Origin of the sequence: Clostridium sp. Cult3 (assembly GCF_021655115.1) — a bacterium.
In the GTDB taxonomy this organism is placed as follows: Bacteria; Bacillota; Clostridia; order Tissierellales; family Tepidimicrobiaceae; genus PPXY01.
Genome location: NZ_PPXY01000003.1, coordinates 40,153 through 60,553, shown reverse-complemented (window position 1 = coordinate 60,553; position 20,401 = coordinate 40,153). Strand labels below are relative to the sequence as shown.

Below are 20,401 nucleotides of genomic sequence, written 5' to 3'. Positions count from 1 at the left end.
AATTAAGTATAGGGTCTCATATGTTTCTTTGAAAAATGAGACCCTTTGCTAATGCCCAAGATGACATTTAGGTACTCAAATATAGTATAATATCCTTATAGATCTATTTAAAGGAGGTCAATATGGACATCATAGAAGCATTGCTTCAAGTAGTTGAAAAGGGAAAAAAAACAGCAAGGGGAATACTAGATAGGGATTATGAAAACCAAGTTATACAGCAGATGCTTATTCCACCAAAGGCGTCAAATAGGCGAGAAACTACTGAAGAAAAATGGATAAATCAGCTATATCAAGGGGACAATTTAATCATAATGGAAAAATTGCTAGAGGAAGGCTATAGGGAAAAGCTAGATTTAATCTACATAGACCCGCCATTTTTGACCAATGCAAACTACAAAGGAAGAATTGTAGTTGAGAATAGAGATGCTAAAGAAACCCTAGAGTATTTTGCCTATAGGGATACTTGGGAAAGGGGATTTGCAAGTTATCTGGAAATGATATATATAAGATTATATCTACTGAGGGAGTTGTTAAGCCCTAAGGGTACCATATATGTTCACCTAGATTATAGGGCTGTTCACTATGTGAAGATTTTAATGGATGAGATATTTGGAAGAGAAAATTTTTTAAATGAGGTAATATGGGCCTACAAATCAGGAGGAACTAGCAATAGATATTTTTCACGAAAGCATGACAATATATTGGTGTATAGTAAAACTAAAGACTATATATTCAATCCCCAGTTGGAAAAGTCTTATAATCGAGGATTAAAACCCTATGGATTTAAGGGAGTAGAGGAATTTGAAGATGAAATAGGCTGGTATACCTTGGTGAAATTAAGAGATGTATGGCAAATAGACATGGTAGGTAGAACGGCCAAGGAAAGGGTAGGTTATGATACCCAAAAGCCAGAAAAACTATTGGAAAGGATAATCCTCACTTCCTCTAATGAAGATTCTGTAGTTGGAGATTTTTTTGCCGGTAGTGGCACTACCGGTGTAGTAGCAGAAAAGCATAATAGGAGATGGATAATGGTAGATAAAGGCGGCCTTTCTCTTACTACAATCAACAAGCGATTGATAGACAACCAATCTAAAACTTATTGTATTTACAACACCGATATTTCTTCACTGAATAAAGGTAAATTATATATAAAGCATGTGGATATAATAAAAAAAGAAGAACTTCATATACAATTGGATAAATACTACATAGATATAGAAAAAATAGATATGAACAATAAATATAAACAAAAGGTTATGGAAATATTATTAAATGACTCCCTAGCCCTTATAGATTTCATTGGCATAGATATGGATTATGATGGTGAGACGCCTATAATCCATTGGAAGGACTATCGGAGAGGAGATAAGCTATCCATTGAATCCAAAATAAAGTTAAAAAGGGATAGCTTTAGACCAGGACAAAAAATATTCATAAAATCCATCGATATATTTGGACTTCAATCGGATATTGTATTGGAAATAGCTCAGGAAAGGGTGATCATATATTAAAATATAAAAAATAAAATATTTTAATATCCTGTATACTTCTATAATAAAATAGGATATTATTAGCATATAGTATATAAAATATTTTATAAAGGAGAATGATTATGAACAAAAACCATGATGAAAACTGTGGCTGTGGCTGTGAAGACCAACATGGATATCCTGAGGAAATGGATATTATCTACCTTACCCTTGACGATGGTACAGAATTAGAATGTACAGTGCTGGGAATATTTGAAGTAGAGGACTACGAATATATAGCTTTAGTTCCCTTAGATGACGATCAAGTATTCCTATATGGATTTGAAGAAGATGATGAAGGATTTCAATTAATAAACATTGAAGACGATGAAGAATTTGAAACGGTTTCCGAAGCTTTCTATGAATTATTCGTAGAAGAAGATTTAGATTTTTATGATGAAGAGGAAGATTACGACTTATCATTTGATGATGAAGAAGATGAAGAATAAATCAAAAAAATACTTCAGCTAATTAGTTGAAGTATTTTTTTTGTATATATATACTAATAGTATAATCATTTTAGACAATAAAAGAGAAAGGATGATTTCATGAATAAGGAAAAAGATTTTGCAAAATCCTTAATGGATTTTATCCAGGAAAGCCCTAGTTCCTTCCATGCAACAAGCAAGGTAGAAGAAGTACTCATAGAAAAAGGTTTTAAAGAAATAAAATTAGAAGACCAGTGGAATCTACAAAAGGAAGGCAAGTATTACATAGTTAAAAATCAATCTGCTCTTATAGCCTTTGTAGTAGGCAAAGGGGAAGTAGAAGAAGAAGGCTTTAGACTAATAGGGTCCCATACAGATGCCCCAACCTTTAGAATCAAACCTAATCCTGAAATGACAGTAGAAAACAAATATCTAAAATTGAATACGGAAGTATATGGAGGACCAATATTTAATACCTGGTTTGATAGACCTCTATCCTTAGCAGGAAGGGTTACTATAAAAACGGACAATCCTCTAGAACCTGAGAAATTGCTTGTTAATATGAAAAAACCATTGATGATCATACCCAACTTAGCTATCCATATGAATGGAAAGGTAAATGAAGGTGTCAAGATAAATCCTCAAACCGACACTTTACCTTTAGTATCCATGATCGATGATAAATTTGAGAAAGATGGTTTTCTATTAAAACTAATAGCAGAAGAACTGGATATTAAGGTAGAAGACATATTGGATTTTGAACTATTCCTATATGATACAGAAGAGGGATCTCTAGTAGGGCTTAATGAAGAGTTCATATCTATAGGCCGATTAGACGATTTAGCAATGGTTCATGCAGGACTGTATGGTCTTGTAGATAGTCAAGTATCCCAGGCTACCAATGTATTAGTATGCTTTGACAATGAAGAAGTAGGTAGTACTACTAAACAAGGGGCAGCCAGTCCAATGCTCAGGACAGCTTTAGAAAGAATAGCCCTAGCTTTAGGCAAAGATAGAGAGGATTACTATAGAGCCTTATCCAAATCTTTCTTGATATCTGCAGATATGGCCCATGCACTACATCCCAATTATACAGGTAAACAGGATCCAACTAATAGACCGGTAATCAATGGAGGCCCAACCATAAAGATATCTGCTAGACAATCCTATACTACGGATAGTCTATCATCAGCTATTTATGAGGGTATATGTAAGTCCATTGGAGTACCAGTGCAGAAATTTGTCAACAGATCCGATGAAAGGGGAGGCTCTACCATAGGACCTATTTCCTCAACTCAATTGGACATTCCATCAGTAGATATTGGGAACCCAATACTAGCTATGCACTCCATTAGGGAATTAGGGGGAGTATTAGATCACCATTATGTATATAGATCCTTTAAAGAATTTTATAGCTTATAATTAAGGCTTTGGTATAATTAGATAAAAGTATTATATGAGGTGATAGGTATAATGTACAAACTAATCGCCATAGATCTAGACGGCACCTTATTAGATGACAATAAGGATATTCCTAAGGAAAATTTAATATTAATTCATGAACTAATAGACAAGGGATATGAAGTTGTAATTGCCACAGGAAGAAGATATTGGTCGGCAAAACGTCTTGTAAAAGACATAGACAGGTCTTTAATCATATTAGCCAACAATGGCAATATAGTAAGAGACACTCTAGAGGATAAAATAATAATCAAAAAATATTTAGATGCTGAGGACTTTAGGATTCTGATAAAAGAAGGTAGACGAAGAGGTCTACATCCTATAGTTCATGTAGATAACTATGAAGAAGGATACGATATAATAATTGAAATGGAAAAAGAGAATCAAGGATATAACAACTATATATCTCCTGATGAAACAAGATATAGGCAAATAGAGGACTATTTGGAGCTAGAAGACCATAAGATATTAGCAGTCATATATGCGGGAAATAGAAGGGAATTAGAGAGCTTCCATTTAGATATCAACGAAAGACACCCTAATAGATACAATTCTCATGTGATGGAAAATATCCAAGTAGCTGAAGCTCTTTTGGAAGTTATGAATCCACTGGGTTGCAAGTGGCTAAGCCTATTGGAATATGCCAGGGAGAAGGGAATATCCCCTCGAGAGATTATCACCATAGGCGATGACAACAACGATGCCCAGATGATAAAAAATGCTGGCTGTGGTATAGCCATGAAAAATGCCAGCAAACAGGTAAAAGCCGTGGCAGATATTATAACTGAAAAGGATAACAATCAATCGGGGGTTGCTTTTGAATTAAAAAGGGTATTAAAGTTATAGGAAGGGGAGTTGGTAAAGGAATTTAGAAACATAAGGGCAAAAGGTCATGCAGAGAAGGTATTGGATTTTATCAAAAATGAGCTGCACTAGGGGTGTAGCTCTGAAATAATGAGGAGGGATATTTTGAATAGGAAAAAACACCTGTCTATTTTATTAGTACTGATAATTATTTTAAGCAGTTTTCAAATTGGTTTTGCCGTGGATTTAGATAATCCTACGGAATACCATATGGATGTTAAGCTAAACCCTAAGGAAAGCATAGTAGAAGGGGAGCAGAATGTAAAATTTACCAACTCCTATAATGGGGAGCTGAAGGAATTGGTATTCCATCTATATCCAAATTCCTACTCTTCTCAGGAGACCATGCCCACTATTGGTGGCATGTATCTCCAAGATGGGGAACAGTTAAAGGAAGAGGAAAAGGGATATATTAAAATACAAGAAGTACATATCAACAACAAAAAGGTCAAGTATACAGCTGATGATCAAATCCTTAAACTAAAGATGGAGAAGCCAATAAAAAAAGGTGAAAAGGTAGATATAAGGATCAAGTTTACATTAAAGGTTCCACAAGGAAATCAACGTATTCACCATATTAATGATACCTATTCCCTAACCAATTGGTATCCTATTCTATCCATATACGATGAGAAGACTAAAAAGTGGGATGAAAACCCTTACCATCCCATAGGTGAATCCAATTATAGTGATGTATCTAACTATTATGTTAAATTAACTGTACCTAAGAACATGGTAGTAGCTCCTACAGGAACTATAGTAGAGGAAAAGATAATAGGAGAGAACAAGGTCTTAAGCCTAAAGGCAGAAAAGGTGAGGGATTTTGTAATCCTCATGAGTCCTAATTACAAGGTAAAGACCAAAGAAGTAGATGGTATAAAGATTAGTCATTATTATATGAAGGATCAAGGAAAATCAGGGGATAAAACTGCAGAGATTATACTAGACGAAGTAGCCAAAACCGTAAAATTTATGAACAAAACCGTAGGTAAATATGCCTATGATGAATTGAGAATAGGGGAAACTTTTCTTTCCGGAGGGGCTATGGAATACCCCCAAGTAATTCAGATGGGTAGATATGGGGATCTATCCAAGGTAGATTTAAAGGATCAGGCACCCTTTACTATAGAAGCTGCTGTCCATGAAACCATGCATCAATGGTGGTATGTAGGGGTAGGGAACAATGAGTTTAAAGAACCCTTCTTAGATGAATCCTTAACCGTGTTTATGACCGCCTATTATTTTGAACAGGAATATGGGAAATATCACGAAAATAGCGTTGCCTATGCTGTTAGAAATTATATATATCCCTCCACTACGCTGACGTTAAATAGTAGTGTAGATGAATTTAAGGATTGGGGAAACTATGGACAGGTAATATATAACGGCAAAGGTCCAGCCTTCTTTGAGGATTTAAGGCAAAGATTAGGAGAAGAGAAGTTTCTGGAAATCCTTCAAACCTATTATGAAAGATATCTATTTAAAAATGCTACCATAGATGGATTATTAGGTGTAATAGATGAAGTAGGGGGAAAGGATATAGGTAAAGCCATGGCAGAAGCCATAGAGGACCCTAATTATTATCCTCAAGATATAGAATTGACCCAGGAAGAAAGAATGGATTTATATAGGAATATGGAAAAACGTCAACTGAAGAGAATGGTAGAGGAAAAGGGACTGATAATAGGAAGCATCGTCCTTAGAGGTTTAGAGGGAGAAAAGATAGTGTTAGTAAAGCCTGCCTATGTTAAGAAAGGCGGTCCACAGGATACAGATGGATTTATAAACTTTTTTAAGACTAACTTGGAGATGGAATATGGCATAGACTTAGAAGTCCTAGAGGAAAAGAAGCTTACAGAAGAAGATAAGAAGGAAAATCTAGTAATAATAGGTTATCCTAAAAAACATAGTCTGATGAAAGATCTATCATCTAAATTACCTATAAGGATGGATTTGGATACTATAGATATCAATGGAGTATCTATAAAAAATGAAAATGTTTCAGGCAGTTTTATAGCAGAAAATCCTTACAATCCTAAGAAGTTAGCTTTAATAATATTTATGGATGAACATGAAGCTGCAACAAAGGCAGATGAACCCGATTTAACATATGATACCATGTACATGTACAATCCAATATATCAAAATAGTAACCAATTTATAATAAATACAGGAGACATAGAAATTCAGGGAATGTACCAATAGAAAGGTGAATTTATATGAATATATCAGTATACAATGTTTATTCCCAGTATCTAAAGGATAAATTTGGAGAAAAGGTATATAAGCTTCCCATAAGCCTACCTCTTACTTGTCCCAACAGGGACGGGTGTGTAGGTACTGGTGGCTGTATATACTGTGGTGAGGAAGGAGGTTCCTTTGAGAACCTTCCCAATACCCTCTCCGTAAGAGAACAAGTAGAAAAGAACAAACAATATATAGAAGGGAGGTACAAAGCTAAAAAATTTATATCCTACTTTCAATCCTTTACCAATACTTATATGCCTTTAGAGGATTTTAAAGAACAAATAGAAGAATCCATAGTAGAAGATGTAGTAGGCATATCCGTATCCACTAGACCAGATTGCATACAGGATGAATACCTAGAGTATCTAGCCTATATTGGAGAAAAATATGATTTGGAAATAACTGTAGAACTAGGTCTACAGACGGTAAACTACCATACCTTAATGAAGATAAATCGAGGGCATTCTTTAGCCGAATTCATAGACGCCGTAATCAGAAACAAAAAACATGGCATTAGAACTTGTGCCCATTTGATACTAAATCTTCCTTGGGATAACACCCAGGATGCAATAGAAAATGCCAAAATACTCTCTGCTCTAGGGGTTGAGGAGGTGAAGCTTCACGCCCTATATATAGTAGAAGGGACTGAACTAGGTAGGATGTACAAAGAAGGAGAGATTTCCTTAATATCTAAGGAGGAGTATATGGAAAGGGTAATTACCTTTCTAGAACACTTAGACGAAAACATAGTAATCCAAAGGATTATAGGCCGAGCGCCAGAGGAAAATTCTTTATTCGTCAACTGGAATGAATCCTGGTGGAAGATCAGGGATGAAATAGTAGCTGAGATGGAAAAAAGAAATACTAAACAAGGGATCAAGTGTAACTATCTAAATGGAAAGGCTCTGAAAAAAATTATTAAAAAATAAAAAAATTACTCAAAAAAAAGAGGAAAATGAAAAATAATGTAGAATAATATAATATAGAGTCATATAAATAAAAGTGGAGGTGGTTTATATGGTCAAATTTATATTAGGCCCAAAGGGCAGTGGAAAAACTAAATGGCTAATAGATAAAGCCAACGAGGATATTAAGGAAGGTAATGGAAACATCATCTTTATCGATGTAGACGATAATCATATATTTAGTCTTAATTATGCTGTAAGACTTATTAATGCCATGGAGTTCAATATAAAAAATATTGAATCTTTCTATGGCTTTTTGTGTGGAATAATAGGCAGGGATTACGATGTAAAAAAGATATATGTAGATAGCATATACAAGGTTATACCTTTAGAAATCCAGGACTTAGAAAAGCTTAAAGGGGATCTAGAATTGATATCGGAGAAGTTTGAAACGGAATTTTATATCAATGTGGAATATATGCTAGAAGATATGCCAGAGGGTTTAAAGGACAACTGTATAGAACTAGGAGTAGAATAAGGCAGGGTAATCCTGCCTATCTTCTTGGTCCTATATATTAAATTTTAAAAAGGAACCATTTGCAGGTATCTATTTCATATTTCAATTCATATATTTTTTGAGTATTGTGTATTATACTTTGGCATCTATATAGGATCATCCTATTACCTGCAATCTTCTCTTCCTCGGCAAACAATATACGATCTACTTTTATCACCTTGTATGTATCATTTTCATCCACAAGCCTATACCTAAGGGGGATTGGTTTTTTCTCTGTGGTAAACCAAGCGATCATCTCTATTGGCTTCATCAATATCTTCATGATATCCCTCCTAAAAGATACTAGACATCATAGGATAATCCTTTTCTGCAACTACACCACCGATAATAGGATTTATACCAGAATGTAGAAAACAAGAGCGAATCACAGAATTATATCCATATCGATACCTTATACTATCTATGGTTTGATCCAATATTTCCTCCCTTTCATCATAATCCTCTAGCAAGGATAGCTGGCAGAACTCATTAGAAGAAAGTTCAGATATGCTTATAGAAAAACGCCTTATAGCTTCTCCATTCCACATTGCATCAAATAGTTTTTTTGAAACCCTATATATAATATTGGTAGAATCCGTAGGCGTATCCAATTTTATTTGATGGGAATAGGAATGAAATTGATCATTTTTTAAGGATACAGAAATCACTCTTCCCCTTTGTTCTATATCCCTAAGTCTCATCCCTACCATCTCTGACAAACCTAATAGGAACATATAGCATTCCTCTTTGTTATCTACATCATAGGAAGTAGTAGTTGAATTACCTATGGATTTAACAGGAGGCGGACAATTCCTCACAGGGGAATCCTCTATTCCATTGGCATATTCCCATAGAGTCAAGCCTGGTTTTTTAAGCCAAGAATACATATATTCTCTATCCAGTTTAGCCAACTCTCCTATGGTAAATACTCCCCTTTTATTTAGCTTGGTTTTGGTTCTAGCCCCTACCATAAACAATTCCTCTATTGGCAATGGCCACATTTTATCTTCTATTTCATAATAAAATAAGGTATGGATTCTATCAGGTTTTTTAAAATCAGAAGCCATTTTTGCTAATAGTTTATTGGGACCTATACCTATATTTACTGTAAAACCCAATTCCCTTTTAATTCTATCCTTGATTTCATAAGCAGTATCCAAAAAATCCTCTCCATCAATATAAGAATAGTCCATAAACACTTCATCGATAGAATACCTTTGTATATAAGGAGAGTATTCTTTCAGTAAATCTACCATACTGCTACTGGCCTTGATATATAACTCATAATTCGGGGGTACAATGGTTAGATTAGGACATTTTTGTCTAGCTGAATAGATACTTTCTCCCGTCAAAATTTTATATTCTTTTGCAGGTATGGATTTAGCCAGTACTATACCATGTCGTTTTGATTCATCTCCTCCTACTATTGAAGGTATATCCCTTAAGTCCACCCTTTTTCCTTGCTGTAACCCATATGCTGCCTCCCAAGAGACATAGGCAGAATTAACATCTATATGAAATATAATCCTATGTTTCACAAATATCCCTCCTAGGATCATTATAACAGAACATATGTTTTGTGTAAATAGGATTTTAATATTTTTATTAAAAAAGCAGAGGAACCTTATTTGGATAAGGTTCCTCTGCTTATCTAAACATCTATTTACTTTACCCTTCCATACCTGAGTCATGGGGCCTAAAAGTAGCACAATCGGTTTCTTCAGTAGTTGAGGCATTCCTTGGTTGAATTTCAATCTTATGAGCTCCACATTGGTCCTCTAGTAAATGATAGTGACAAGTATTCACTATGCATTTTACACCATCAAGAGGTTCTTTGTTATTATCCTTATGCATAATTTTTCCCTCCTTATATATTAAGACTATTGCTAATACCTATAACTATTTTGTGTTCTTTTAATAAAATTATACGATGGGTTATTTTAATAATTTTAAAAATAGTATAGAATATAATATATAAAGGGAAAAGGAGAATTATATGAGTAAAAAAGAGAGATTAGACAAGATACTTTCCAACATGGGATACGGTAGCAGGAAAGATGTACAGAAGATTATAAAAGAGGGCAGAGTTGAGGTAAATAGCCACATTATCAATAAAAAGGATTTCAAACTAGATCCGTACGAAGACATAGTTACTCTTGATGGATATAGAGTACTCTATAGGGAATATATTTATCTAATGATGAACAAGCCAAAAGGCTTAGTTTCATCTACAGATGATCCAGTCAATAGAACGGTGCTAGACATAATAGATGAGGAATATATTATATTCAATCCCTTCCCTGCTGGAAGGCTAGATAAGGATACGGAAGGCTTATTGCTACTTACCAATGATGGCAAACTTGCCCATGAACTTTTATCCCCTAAAAAGGAAGTGAAAAAAACCTATTATGCAGAAGTTCACGGTTTTGTAGAGGAAAAGCACAAGGCATACTTTCAACAGGGAATTATATTAGACGATGGATACAAGACTTTACCATCAACATTGGAAATACTTGAATCTAACATGTATTCTAAAGTTAAACTATCCATTAAGGAAGGAAAATATCATCAGGTAAAGAGGATGTTTGAAGCCCTCAATATGAAAGTAGTATATCTAAAGAGAATATCTATGGGGCCACTAAAACTAGATGAGACCCTAAATCCAGGTGAATATAGGGAATTAACAGAAGAGGAAATCAAATTACTGAAAGAAAAAACTTAAAGTTTATGATATAATTTAATTAAATATAAAATTATATTTAGATAGGGTGTTATAATTGGCGTATTATAAAAGTAAGGGTATATTTGATACATTTTTTGAGAATAGAAGCTCCCTTATCATTCAATATAGCAACGGGGATATTTCGAAAAAGGAGTTTTTAGAATCTAACTTTGACTTTGTACAAGAGATGGATATAAAACCTTTTACTAAAATCGATAGTTATGAAAAGGGGATGTACAATTATCAATATTTCAACGTGTTGGCAAAATATTATACTATGTTAGCTAAGGATATTAGAAGATCAGGAAAACATGATAAATATTATACCTACTATAAAAACATGGGCAATCATTATTATCATGAAAAAGATAAGGCTACATTACAATTGCTAAGACATTTAGAATTTCAAAATGTAGAAGCTTATTTCATAAAAGTAGAGTCGAAATTTTTAAGGGACAAATTATATGAAATAGTACTATTGGATTATAAGGAGGCCATATTTCATTCTAAGAGCTATTGGCTATTGAGGATCCTAAGGGAAGAGGGAGTATTCATCGAAGGAAAGAAGAAGTCCTTAATAGATGGTTATATAAACGAAAGATATTGATTATAAAAGAGAAAACTCTTTTCTGGCAACAATACAAACCAGAAAAGAGTTTTTTATTTAGTAAGTATCTCTAGTATTTTCTCCATAGAGCTATCTTTAGGTATCTCAAAGTCTCCATACTTTAACTTGGTTTCTAAATTTAAATCAATAGCTTTTTGAACAAAGGCATTTTTGTCCTCGACTAGGCCACTATCCTCTAGAATGCTTCCGATCTTAGATGGCAATGAGCCAGCAGGTATACTAATCTTAACTATTGTACCTGAATTTTTATCCTTTGGATCTTTCTCATCTTCGTTTTCCCAGGTATCTTCTGGCTTTTCCTGGTTTGTCTTACTATCCTCAACAAGGCTAGAACCCCTATTAGTAGCTTGTCCTTCAGATTTTGAAGAAGATGCACCCATACTATCCTTAGTAAACAGTCCGCCTAATCTCCAATTGATAATCAAAGCAACTATCACAATTACTAGAACCATCATTATGTAATCTATACCATCGTATAGAATATCTTTCAATCCTTCAAAAAAATTTTTCATAAAAATTCACCTCTTTAAATGGCTTTTCACGAAATTAGGGTTTTGAATTTTATTTATTGTATAATATAATTATAACACAAGAATATAGAAAAGGTGATAAAAGTTTGAGAGAGTTAATTATTGGTAAAAATGAAGCAGAGCAAAGGTTAGATAGATTTTTAAAAAAATATTTTTCCCAAGCGCCTCAGAGCTTTATATACAAAATGCTTAGGAAAAAGAATATTAAGCTAAATGGCAAAAAGGCTAATCCAGATACTATGATAACAGAAGGGGATATTATTCAATTGTATCTTGCTGATGAAACCATAGAAAAATTCAAGGGAAAAGACGAGATAATAAATAGTCCATTAATTCCTAATATAATATATGAAGATGATAATACAATATTAATAAACAAGCCAGTAGGTATACTATCCCATTCAGCTAATAAGGACTATGGAAACAATATAGTGGACAGCATGATCCATTACCTCCATGTAAAAGGGGAATACAATCCAAGAATTGAAAAGACCTTTACTCCATCTATTTGTAATCGCCTAGACAGAAACACTAGTGGCATCATCATAGGGGCAAAGAACTACGAGGCCCTAAGAATGATAAACGAAGGAATAAAAAAGGAGGAAATCCATAGATATTACAAGACCATAGTTAAAGGGGTTGTCAATAAAGAAATAATATTAGAAGGATATCTGGTAAAGGATGAAGAATTAAACAAGGTAAAAGTCTTAAAAGACAATATAGAAGGCTCTAAAAAAATCATCACTAGAATAGTACCCATAGCTAATTCTAAGGAATATAGCTTATTGGAAATACAATTGATCACTGGGAGAACCCATCAAATTAGAGCACATTTAAGCTCTATAGGACACCCAGTTATAGGGGATGTAAAATATGGAGATAGAAAGACAAACAGATACTTCAGGGAAAAATATGGGCTAGAAAGCCAATTTCTCCATAGCTATAAGGTAGTATTCCATGGATTAGATGAGTCTTTAAATTATTTGAACAACAGACAGTTCATAGGAAAGTCTGATAAAAAGTTTAATAAAATTGAAAAAGAGCTATTTCAAATGAAACAAGAATAGGGGGAATTCAATATGGGAAAGAAGATAAAAGTCTATGTAGAAGGCATAGGAGAAGTATATGCCCAAAAGGATACCACATTAAAGGAACTATCTAAAGAAGTTTACGGAAAAGATTATAAAAGATACCTGGGAGCAAGGATAAACAACGAAATATATCACATGAGGAAAAAGGTACAAGAGGATATGTATATAAAGTTTTTGGATAGTAGCGATAAGGATGGACATAGAATCTATATAAGGACTATCTCCGCCGTATTCATAATGGCTTGTAAGGAAATATTTCCTGATTGTACAGCTAAAATAGAACATTCTTTAGGCAAGGGATTGTATGCAGAATTGGAAAAGGACAAATCCATAAACTTTAGCGAAATAGAGTTGATAAAATCCAAGATGAAAGAAATAGTCCAAAGGGATCTACCCATTATAAGGGAAAAGGTACCCTATGAAGAAGGTATGACCTTATTTCAGGAACATGGTCATGAGGACAAGATAAGATTGTACAATACTTTAGATAGGGAAAAAATACAAATATATAGAATTGGAGACCATGTAGACGGTTTTTATGGATACTTGGCTCCTTCTACAGGCTATGTAGATGTATTTGACTTAAAGTATTACTATCCAGGTATTATCATACTATTTCCAACTAGAAAGAGCCAAAACAAGCTACCGGAATTCAAAGAGCAGAAAAAACTAGGCAAGGTATTTAAACAAGCTACCGAATGGGCAGATATATTGGATTTGGCCTATGTAGGTTCGCTAAACGAGAAGATATACAATGGAGATATCAATGAAGTAATAAGGGTATCAGAAGCCTTACACGAGAAAAAAATCGGTCAAATAGCCGATATGATTTGCCGAGATGACGATATAAATATGATATTAATAGCTGGGCCTTCTTCTTCAGGGAAGACCACTTTTGCCCAAAGATTAGCTGTTCACCTAAAGGTTAATGGAAAAAGACCAATATCCATATCAGTAGATGATTATTTCGTCGATAGAGAACTAACTCCTCTAGATGAAAAGGGTGAATACGATTTTGAAGCCTTAGAAGCCATAGATCTAGAGCGTTTCAACGAAGACCTAGTCAAATTATTAGAAGGAGCAGAAATAGAACTACCTAAGTTCAACTTTATAGCTGGAAAATCTGAAATGTCAGGTATAAAAATAAAGGTAGATAAAGATCATCCCATAATAGTAGAGGGAATCCATGGATTAAATCCTAGACTAGCTACCTACATTCCAGAAAAGAACAAATTTAAAATATATATATCTGCTCTAACCCAATTAAATATCGATGCCCACAATAGGATTTCCACCACCGATACTAGACTTATAAGAAGAATGGTAAGAGACAATATGTTTAGAGGAAACGATGTATTTAGAACCTTTGAGCTATGGGAAGGGGTTACTAAGGGGGAAGAAAAAAACATATTCCCCTATCAGGAGGAAGCAGATGTCATGTTTGATTCAGCCTTAGTTTATGAATTATCAGTACTGAAAAAGCATGCAGTACCTCTACTAAAGGCGGTAGACAACAGCAGTATATACTATTCAGAATCTAAAAGGCTATTGAGGTTTTTAAACTATTTTATGGATATAGAAGATGAAAAGATAATTCCACCTAATTCTATTTTAAGAGAGTTTGTAGGCGGCACTTATTTTGATATTCACTGATAAGGGACAGGACAATGAAAATACTGTTAATTTTATTATTAATAGTCAATATAATCAATCCTAAAATTGCATGGAAAATAGGCGAAGGTTGGAAGTATAAAAATGTAGAACCATCTGATGCATATTTATATTATACAAGGGCTATCTCTATAATAATATTGTTATTCATGTTAGTAGCCTTGTGTATAGGGGACTAGTAGAAAAAAAGGGGGCTATTATATGGAGAATATATTAGATAGATTAATAGAGGAAAATAGATATTTAGTTCAGTATGGAAAAGTGGCCGATTATATACCAGCCCTATCCAATGCAAATCCCAATGACATTGGGATTTGCATTATGAATATGGAGGGAGATATCTACCATAGTGGAGATTATACTAAAAAGTTTACCATCCAGAGTATATCAAAGGTCATATCCTTGATGTTAGCTATCATGGATCGGGGAAAAGATAGGGTGTTTGAAAAAGTAGGCGTGGAACCTACCGACGAACCCTTTAATTCCTTCTACAAATTGGATTTATATGAAGGAGAAAAACCCTCTAATCCCATGATAAATGCTGGAGCGATAGTCACGACATCTTTGATAAAGGGGCAAGGAGATGAAAAATTTATTAGGTTGTTAAACCTAATTAGATATATTACTGAGGACGAAAGTATATCCTATAACAAGGAGGTATATCTATCGGAAAAAAAGACCGGCAATAAAAACAGGGCTATAGCTTATTTGTTAAAAGATAAAGGGCTAATAGAAGGGGATGTAGAGGAGATATTAGATATCTATTTCAAACAATGTTCCATAGAAGTAGATTGTATCCATTTAGCTAGAATAGGCGCCTTCTTTGCAAACAAATGTAAAATTATCAATAGAGATGAACAACTATGCCCAAAGGAAATAACAGCCATAGTAATGGCTGTAATGACCACCAGTGGCATGTATGATTTTAGTGGACAATACGCCTTAGAGGTAGGCATACCATCTAAATCTGGTGTAGCAGGAGGTATATTGGCATCAGTACCTAATAAATATGGCATAGGGGTATATGGGCCTGCCCTAGACAAATATGGCAATTCCATAGCTGGCTATGGAATACTCAAAAGCTTTTCCCAGGAGCTAGGCTTAAGTATTTTTCTGTAAATAGTTTTTCTCCAAAATACAAGCCGTATGAGGTGATGGGATTGAAAACCAAGTACAAACTAATAGCCATTATAGTGCTTTTAATTATAGCTATATATCTACTAAAAACCCAACCTAAGGAATATCTCAAAGAAAATAATGAAGAGGAGGAGATGAATATTCCCATAGATGAAAGAACTTTAACCCTTGAAGATGGGGAATTTTGGATCAGCAAGATCCAGCCCAAAGACCAGCTACTAATGAATTCCACAGATATAGAAGAATATAACAAAAGGAGCTTTCAAAAAGAGGAATCCCTGATGGATTTAAGAGAACATGAAGCCAGCGCAGATAAGGAGGATATCCTATCACTAATACAAAGCCTGAGCAAAGTACCTAAGGAGGAAAGGTATGATTCCAATGGAAATTTAATGGATAAGGATTTCTACAACCATCTAATATCCAATATGAATTTAGATTCCATTGAGGACAGGGTTCATATTCAATATGGCATTGCTATAAATAGGACCATGATAAGAACCTTTCCTACCTTTGAAACCTCCTATAACAAAAAAGACGATTATCAATTTGATAGATTTATGGAAACAGCCATCTATCCTTGGGAACCCTTGATCCTATACTGGGAAAGTAGAGATGGACTATGGTATTTTGGCAGAACGTACAATTATATAGGTTGGATACCTAAAGAGGATGTGGCTCTAGGAGACAGGGATGAAATATTTCATCTAACCCATAGCCAGGATTTTCTAATGGTTATAGACAGGCAGATATCCATAGACGATACATTGTATGATATGGGAGTTCGAATACCATTAATAGATGAAGGGGATAACAGCTATAGGATATTGATCCCTAAAAAAGGAGATAAAGACAATTTATTTTTTATAGAAAAGGAATTGGCGAAATCTAATAGCCTCCATCAAGGTTATCTACCTTATACTAAAGAGAACATACTACTACAAGCCTTCAAATTTAAAGACGAAGAATACGGGTGGGGTGGTATGAACAACACCAGGGACTGCTCAGCTTTCATCATGGATATTCACAGAAGCTTCGGAATTATGTTACCTAGAAATACCATAGACCAAGGAAAAAATAATATAGGCAAGCTATATGACTTTAGCTCTATGAGAACCCTTGGCGAAGGATTGGAAGCTTTAGAGACATTGCCTCCAGCTAGCATACTATACATGCCAGGCCATACTATGCTATATTTAGGTCAGCATGAAGGCAAACACTATATGATACATCAGTTTGCTGGCTATTACGAGGAAACAGAAGGAGGCTTAGAATATATTTCAGTTATGAAAACCGCTGTAACCCCTGTAGACATTAAAGCCTCATCAGAAAAAACCTATATTGAGATGGTATATTTAGCAAAGGAGTATATCCCCTAGGGGATATACAGCAGTGCTTTAATATTATACTAGGATAAATTGAATCTTAGTGGTATAATCTTATTAATATATTAATAGAGGTGGAGTTTATCATGAAAATTAAAGATGTACAGGTAGGTGAAATCAGCATCCCATTAAAAAAACCCTTCAAAACTGCTTTGAGGGAGGTAGAGGTATTAGAAAATGTAGTGGTAAAGATTACAACGGACACAGGCCATATTGGTTATGGTGAAGCTGCCATTACGCCTGTTATTACAGGAGATATTATGGGTTCTATTAAATGGGCTATAATGGAGCATATAGGCCCCAATATAACGAATAGATCCATAGAAAATTTCGAAGAGCTAATGTATATACTGGACAATTCCCTAGTAAACAATTCAAGCCCTAAAGCAGCAGTAGATATGGCACTATATGATTTGTATGGCCAGTTATATAATATACCGGTTTACAAGTTATTAGGTGGCTTTAGAAATGAAATAACTACGGATATAACCATAAGTGTCAATGAACCGGAAGAGATGGTAGAAGACAGTCTAGAGGCCATTGAGAAAGGCTATGAAACCTTGAAGATAAAAGTAGGCAAGGATTGGAGAAAGGACTTAGAAAGGCTAAAGGCTATACGAAAAGCTGTTGGATATGATAGACAGATTAGAATCGACGCCAATCAAGGTTGGACTCCTAAGGAAGCGGTAATGGTCATAAGACATATGGAGGATTTAGATCTGGATATAGAACTTGTAGAACAACCGGTTAAAGCCAAGGATCTAAAGGGTTTAAAATTTGTAAGGGACAATGTAAATACCCTTATACTTGCTGATGAAAGTTGTTTTTCGCCTTTGGATGCAATAAATATAATACAAAATAGAGCGGCAGACATGGTAAATATAAAGTTGATGAAAACTGGAGGAATACACAATGCTTTAAAAATATGTCACATAGCGGAGATCTTCCAGGTAGAATGTATGATTGGCTGTATGATGGAAAGCAAAATTGGGTTGACGGCAGCTACCCATCTAGCAGGAGGTAAGAAGAATATAACCAAATTCGATCTAGATAGTCCCAATCTATTAGCAGAAGACCCTATTGAGGGAGGTGCTATATACCAGGAATATAAGATAAAGCTGGAGGATAGGCCAGGTTTTGGATTCGACGAACTGGAAGATGTAATATACGACTAAAGGGTGATTAGGTGATTTATAATTCTGAATACTTTACAAAACTATTTACCAATATGATGTCCGAGGGTTTCATTGTCATAGATAAGGATGGAATCATCCAGATATATAATGATAAAGCCAAGGATATTTTTGGTATATCCCACAACCAACAGATAAGTCATGGCAAAGGTCAAATCAAAAAAGGAGATATTGTTATAGTTGGAGACAATTCCTTGGGTCGAGACGATGGAAATTTAGACTCCACATCTCTAAAATGTTTGGGAATAGAAGATGAAAACATACAAAAAGGTGATGCCCTAATAGCTGTAGGATTGCTTCATCAACCTGGAGTTCCTCCTATATATAAATACTTAAAAAAGGAGAATATAGAAGATACTTTTAAACTAAATACCAATTATCTAGGAATTAATGTAGGAGTGAGTATAGATTTTGTCAACAAGATAGTTACCATTGAAGTAGATGGTGAAAAATTTTCCATGAACTATATAAATGCTATAGGCCATATGGTATTAATAGACGGAAGAACTAAGAAGATGAAATTTTACCAAGCCCAAGGCTATACGGCTAGGGGCGAAAGCATAAATGATATATTGAAAGGCGGTCAATATAGAGCCAAGGGGGAAAACACGGAAGTATTAAACGTTATAGGCAAAAATATATTTGAAATCCATCCAGGCAGTACTACTATCAATGAATTCTATAGGGTGGCCAAAGGTGAAAATATCAGCTATATAGACCAATTTAAGGAGATAAATGGATTTCCTACCATGTGCACCTTGATGGCTGTAGATAAGGATGGAAAGAGGATAGGTGCTGCACTAAAAGTAGAAGATATATCGGAAATAAAAAGAATAATCAGCGAAAGGGACGAAGCTCTTTTGGATTTGGAAAGGATGGAAGGGCAACTAAAAGAAGAAGAGGTTTTAGAAAAAGCTTTTCCTAATATATTAGGGGAGAGCAGAGAGATAAACCATGTGAAAAAGCTAGCCCTAAAAGCCTCTAAGACAAATTCTACCGTATTAATACTAGGAGAAAGCGGCACAGGAAAAACCGTATTAGCAAAATCAATTCACCAAAATAGCAGATTTAAAGACAAGCCTTTTATACATGTAAACTGTGGAGCTATACCTGGTACCCTTTTGGAATCAGAACTATTTGGATATGAAAGAGGAGCATTTACTGGTGCTAGGAAGGAAGGAAAAATAGGATACTTTGAAATGGCCAATGGAGGAACCATATTTCTAGATGAAATTGGAGACATCCCACCTAATTTACAGGTGAAATTATTGCAAGTTCTTCAAGATAAGTCTTTCTATAGGGTAGGAGGAATGGAAAAGGTACAAGTAGATATTAGGGTCATTGCCGCAACCAACAAAAATTTAGAGGAGGAAATGTTAGAAGGAAGATTCCGAGAAGACCTATACTATAGGATCAATGTGTTTCCCATATGGATACCTCCCCTAAGGGAGAGAATAGAAGATATTCACCTATTAGTGGATGAAATATTGCCTAGAATATGTAGGGAAGTGGGAGGCGAAGATAAGAGAATATCTGCAGAAGCTATGAACCTACTTACTAAATATGATTGGCCAGGTAATATAAGGGAGTTAGAAAACATATTAGAAAGGGCTATTAATCTATCGGAAGGCAAGGCTATATTATCCAAACATATAGCCATAGATGTGGGTCAGGAAGAAACTAATTTTAAGGGAATAACTCCATTAAAAGAAGCTGTTCAGAACTATGAAAAGAAATTGATTCAAAGAGCCTTAGATCATTATGATGGGGACAAGAAAAAAACCATGAAAGCTTTAGATATTAGCAAGACTACCCTCTATGAAAAAATAAGGAGATATGAAATATAATAGAATGAATACGGATATTGGGAAAGATTCTGAACAGAGGGGCTGGGAGGCCCTAGGCAGCATAAATTATCAGAATATTTTGTCAATGGTTAAAACTACTTCAATGGAAAAGAGATTTTTTGGAAAGGGGTTAGTTGTTTATATCTAGATAATATATTGAGGAGGGATAATGTGAAAAGACTAATAGCTTTGATGATGGCATTG

General features: G+C 34.6%; 21 protein-coding genes. 17 read left to right on the top strand and 4 right to left on the bottom strand.

Going from position 1 to position 20,401, the window contains the following annotated elements; genetic code table 11:
• Positions 1 to 122: 122 nt before the first annotated feature.
• From C3E88_RS00920 to C3E88_RS00890, 7 genes are all read left to right on the top strand, one after another.
• Positions 123 to 1,514 carry a site-specific DNA-methyltransferase gene (locus C3E88_RS00920; RefSeq protein ID WP_236908174.1) on the top strand — a complete coding sequence of 464 codons (1,392 nt, stop codon included), beginning with the start codon at positions 123 to 125 and terminating at the stop codon, positions 1,512 to 1,514.
• A gap of 101 nt (positions 1,515 to 1,615) precedes the next feature.
• The gene (locus tag C3E88_RS00915; RefSeq protein WP_236908173.1) at positions 1,616 to 1,981 is read left to right on the top strand and encodes a DUF1292 domain-containing protein; all 366 of its coding nucleotides are present in this window, start codon (positions 1,616 to 1,618) and stop codon (positions 1,979 to 1,981) included.
• A gap of 99 nt (positions 1,982 to 2,080) precedes the next feature.
• Entirely contained in the window at positions 2,081 to 3,382 is a 1,302-nt protein-coding gene (locus tag C3E88_RS00910) for a M18 family aminopeptidase (RefSeq protein ID WP_236908172.1), read from the top strand.
• 51 nt (positions 3,383 to 3,433) lie between these two features.
• The gene (locus tag C3E88_RS00905; RefSeq protein ID WP_236908171.1) at positions 3,434 to 4,267 is read left to right on the top strand and encodes a Cof-type HAD-IIB family hydrolase; all 834 of its coding nucleotides are present in this window, start codon (positions 3,434 to 3,436) and stop codon (positions 4,265 to 4,267) included.
• Positions 4,268 to 4,390: 123 nt separating this feature from the next.
• Positions 4,391 to 6,490 (top strand): M1 family metallopeptidase, encoded by a 2,100-nt coding sequence (locus C3E88_RS00900; protein ID WP_236908170.1) that lies wholly within the window; start codon positions 4,391 to 4,393, stop codon positions 6,488 to 6,490.
• A gap of 14 nt (positions 6,491 to 6,504) precedes the next feature.
• On the top strand, positions 6,505 to 7,461 hold the full coding sequence (locus C3E88_RS00895; RefSeq protein ID WP_236908169.1) for a TIGR01212 family radical SAM protein: 957 nt from the start codon (positions 6,505 to 6,507) through the stop codon (positions 7,459 to 7,461).
• 88 nt (positions 7,462 to 7,549) lie between these two features.
• On the top strand, positions 7,550 to 7,975 hold the full coding sequence (locus C3E88_RS00890; protein ID WP_236908168.1) for a hypothetical protein: 426 nt from the start codon (positions 7,550 to 7,552) through the stop codon (positions 7,973 to 7,975).
• A 37-nt stretch (positions 7,976 to 8,012) separates the two neighbouring features.
• On the opposite strand, the gene C3E88_RS00885 is transcribed toward C3E88_RS00890, so the two are convergent.
• The 3 genes from C3E88_RS00885 to C3E88_RS00875 all read right to left on the bottom strand — a co-directional run bounded on the left by C3E88_RS00885 (position 8,013) and on the right by C3E88_RS00875 (position 9,847).
• Entirely contained in the window at positions 8,013 to 8,276 is a 264-nt protein-coding gene (locus tag C3E88_RS00885) for a hypothetical protein (protein WP_236908167.1), read from the bottom strand.
• 10 nt (positions 8,277 to 8,286) lie between these two features.
• Positions 8,287 to 9,531, bottom strand: coding sequence for a DNA polymerase Y family protein (locus C3E88_RS00880; RefSeq protein ID WP_236908166.1), 1,245 nt, complete (start codon positions 9,529 to 9,531; stop codon positions 8,287 to 8,289).
• A 130-nt stretch (positions 9,532 to 9,661) separates the two neighbouring features.
• Positions 9,662 to 9,847, bottom strand: a complete 186-nt coding sequence (locus C3E88_RS00875) for a DUF1540 domain-containing protein (protein ID WP_236908165.1) — start codon at positions 9,845 to 9,847, stop codon at positions 9,662 to 9,664.
• Positions 9,848 to 9,989: 142 nt separating this feature from the next.
• Here C3E88_RS00875 and C3E88_RS00870 point away from each other — a divergent pair, with 142 nt between their 5' ends.
• On the top strand, positions 9,990 to 10,715 hold the full coding sequence (locus tag C3E88_RS00870) for a pseudouridine synthase (protein WP_236908164.1): 726 nt from the start codon (positions 9,990 to 9,992) through the stop codon (positions 10,713 to 10,715).
• A 55-nt stretch (positions 10,716 to 10,770) separates the two neighbouring features.
• Positions 10,771 to 11,322 (top strand): DUF6648 family protein, encoded by a 552-nt coding sequence (locus tag C3E88_RS00865; protein ID WP_236908163.1) that lies wholly within the window; start codon positions 10,771 to 10,773, stop codon positions 11,320 to 11,322.
• Positions 11,323 to 11,375: 53 nt separating this feature from the next.
• Here the strand turns inward: C3E88_RS00865 and C3E88_RS00860 are convergent, their stop codons facing one another.
• Positions 11,376 to 11,855, bottom strand: coding sequence for a hypothetical protein (locus C3E88_RS00860; RefSeq protein WP_236908162.1), 480 nt, complete (start codon positions 11,853 to 11,855; stop codon positions 11,376 to 11,378).
• Between the two features lie 104 nt (positions 11,856 to 11,959).
• Between C3E88_RS00860 and C3E88_RS00855 the strand changes: the two genes are divergently transcribed.
• From C3E88_RS00855 to C3E88_RS00820, 8 genes are all read left to right on the top strand, one after another.
• Positions 11,960 to 12,940, top strand: coding sequence for an RluA family pseudouridine synthase (locus C3E88_RS00855; protein WP_236908161.1), 981 nt, complete (start codon positions 11,960 to 11,962; stop codon positions 12,938 to 12,940).
• 12 nt (positions 12,941 to 12,952) lie between these two features.
• The gene (locus C3E88_RS00850; protein ID WP_236908160.1) at positions 12,953 to 14,617 is read left to right on the top strand and encodes a nucleoside kinase; all 1,665 of its coding nucleotides are present in this window, start codon (positions 12,953 to 12,955) and stop codon (positions 14,615 to 14,617) included.
• Positions 14,618 to 14,631: 14 nt separating this feature from the next.
• Positions 14,632 to 14,814: a DUF6199 family natural product biosynthesis protein gene (locus tag C3E88_RS00845; protein WP_236908159.1), complete on the top strand. Its 183-nt coding sequence runs from the start codon at positions 14,632 to 14,634 to the stop codon at positions 14,812 to 14,814.
• A 22-nt stretch (positions 14,815 to 14,836) separates the two neighbouring features.
• A complete protein-coding gene (glsA, locus tag C3E88_RS00840) occupies positions 14,837 to 15,754 on the top strand; it encodes a glutaminase A (RefSeq protein WP_236908158.1) in 918 nt (305 codons plus the stop codon).
• Positions 15,755 to 15,795: 41 nt separating this feature from the next.
• On the top strand, positions 15,796 to 17,151 hold the full coding sequence (locus tag C3E88_RS00835) for an SH3 domain-containing protein (protein WP_236908157.1): 1,356 nt from the start codon (positions 15,796 to 15,798) through the stop codon (positions 17,149 to 17,151).
• Between the two features lie 92 nt (positions 17,152 to 17,243).
• Positions 17,244 to 18,332, top strand: coding sequence for a dipeptide epimerase (locus C3E88_RS00830; RefSeq protein ID WP_236908156.1), 1,089 nt, complete (start codon positions 17,244 to 17,246; stop codon positions 18,330 to 18,332).
• An 11-nt stretch (positions 18,333 to 18,343) separates the two neighbouring features.
• On the top strand, positions 18,344 to 20,197 hold the full coding sequence (locus tag C3E88_RS00825; RefSeq protein WP_236908155.1) for a sigma-54 interaction domain-containing protein: 1,854 nt from the start codon (positions 18,344 to 18,346) through the stop codon (positions 20,195 to 20,197).
• Positions 20,187 to 20,345, top strand: a complete 159-nt coding sequence (locus C3E88_RS00820) for a hypothetical protein (RefSeq protein WP_236908154.1) — start codon at positions 20,187 to 20,189, stop codon at positions 20,343 to 20,345. The genes C3E88_RS00825 and C3E88_RS00820 overlap by 11 nt, the downstream gene beginning before the upstream one ends.
• Positions 20,346 to 20,401: the final 56 nt, after the last annotated feature.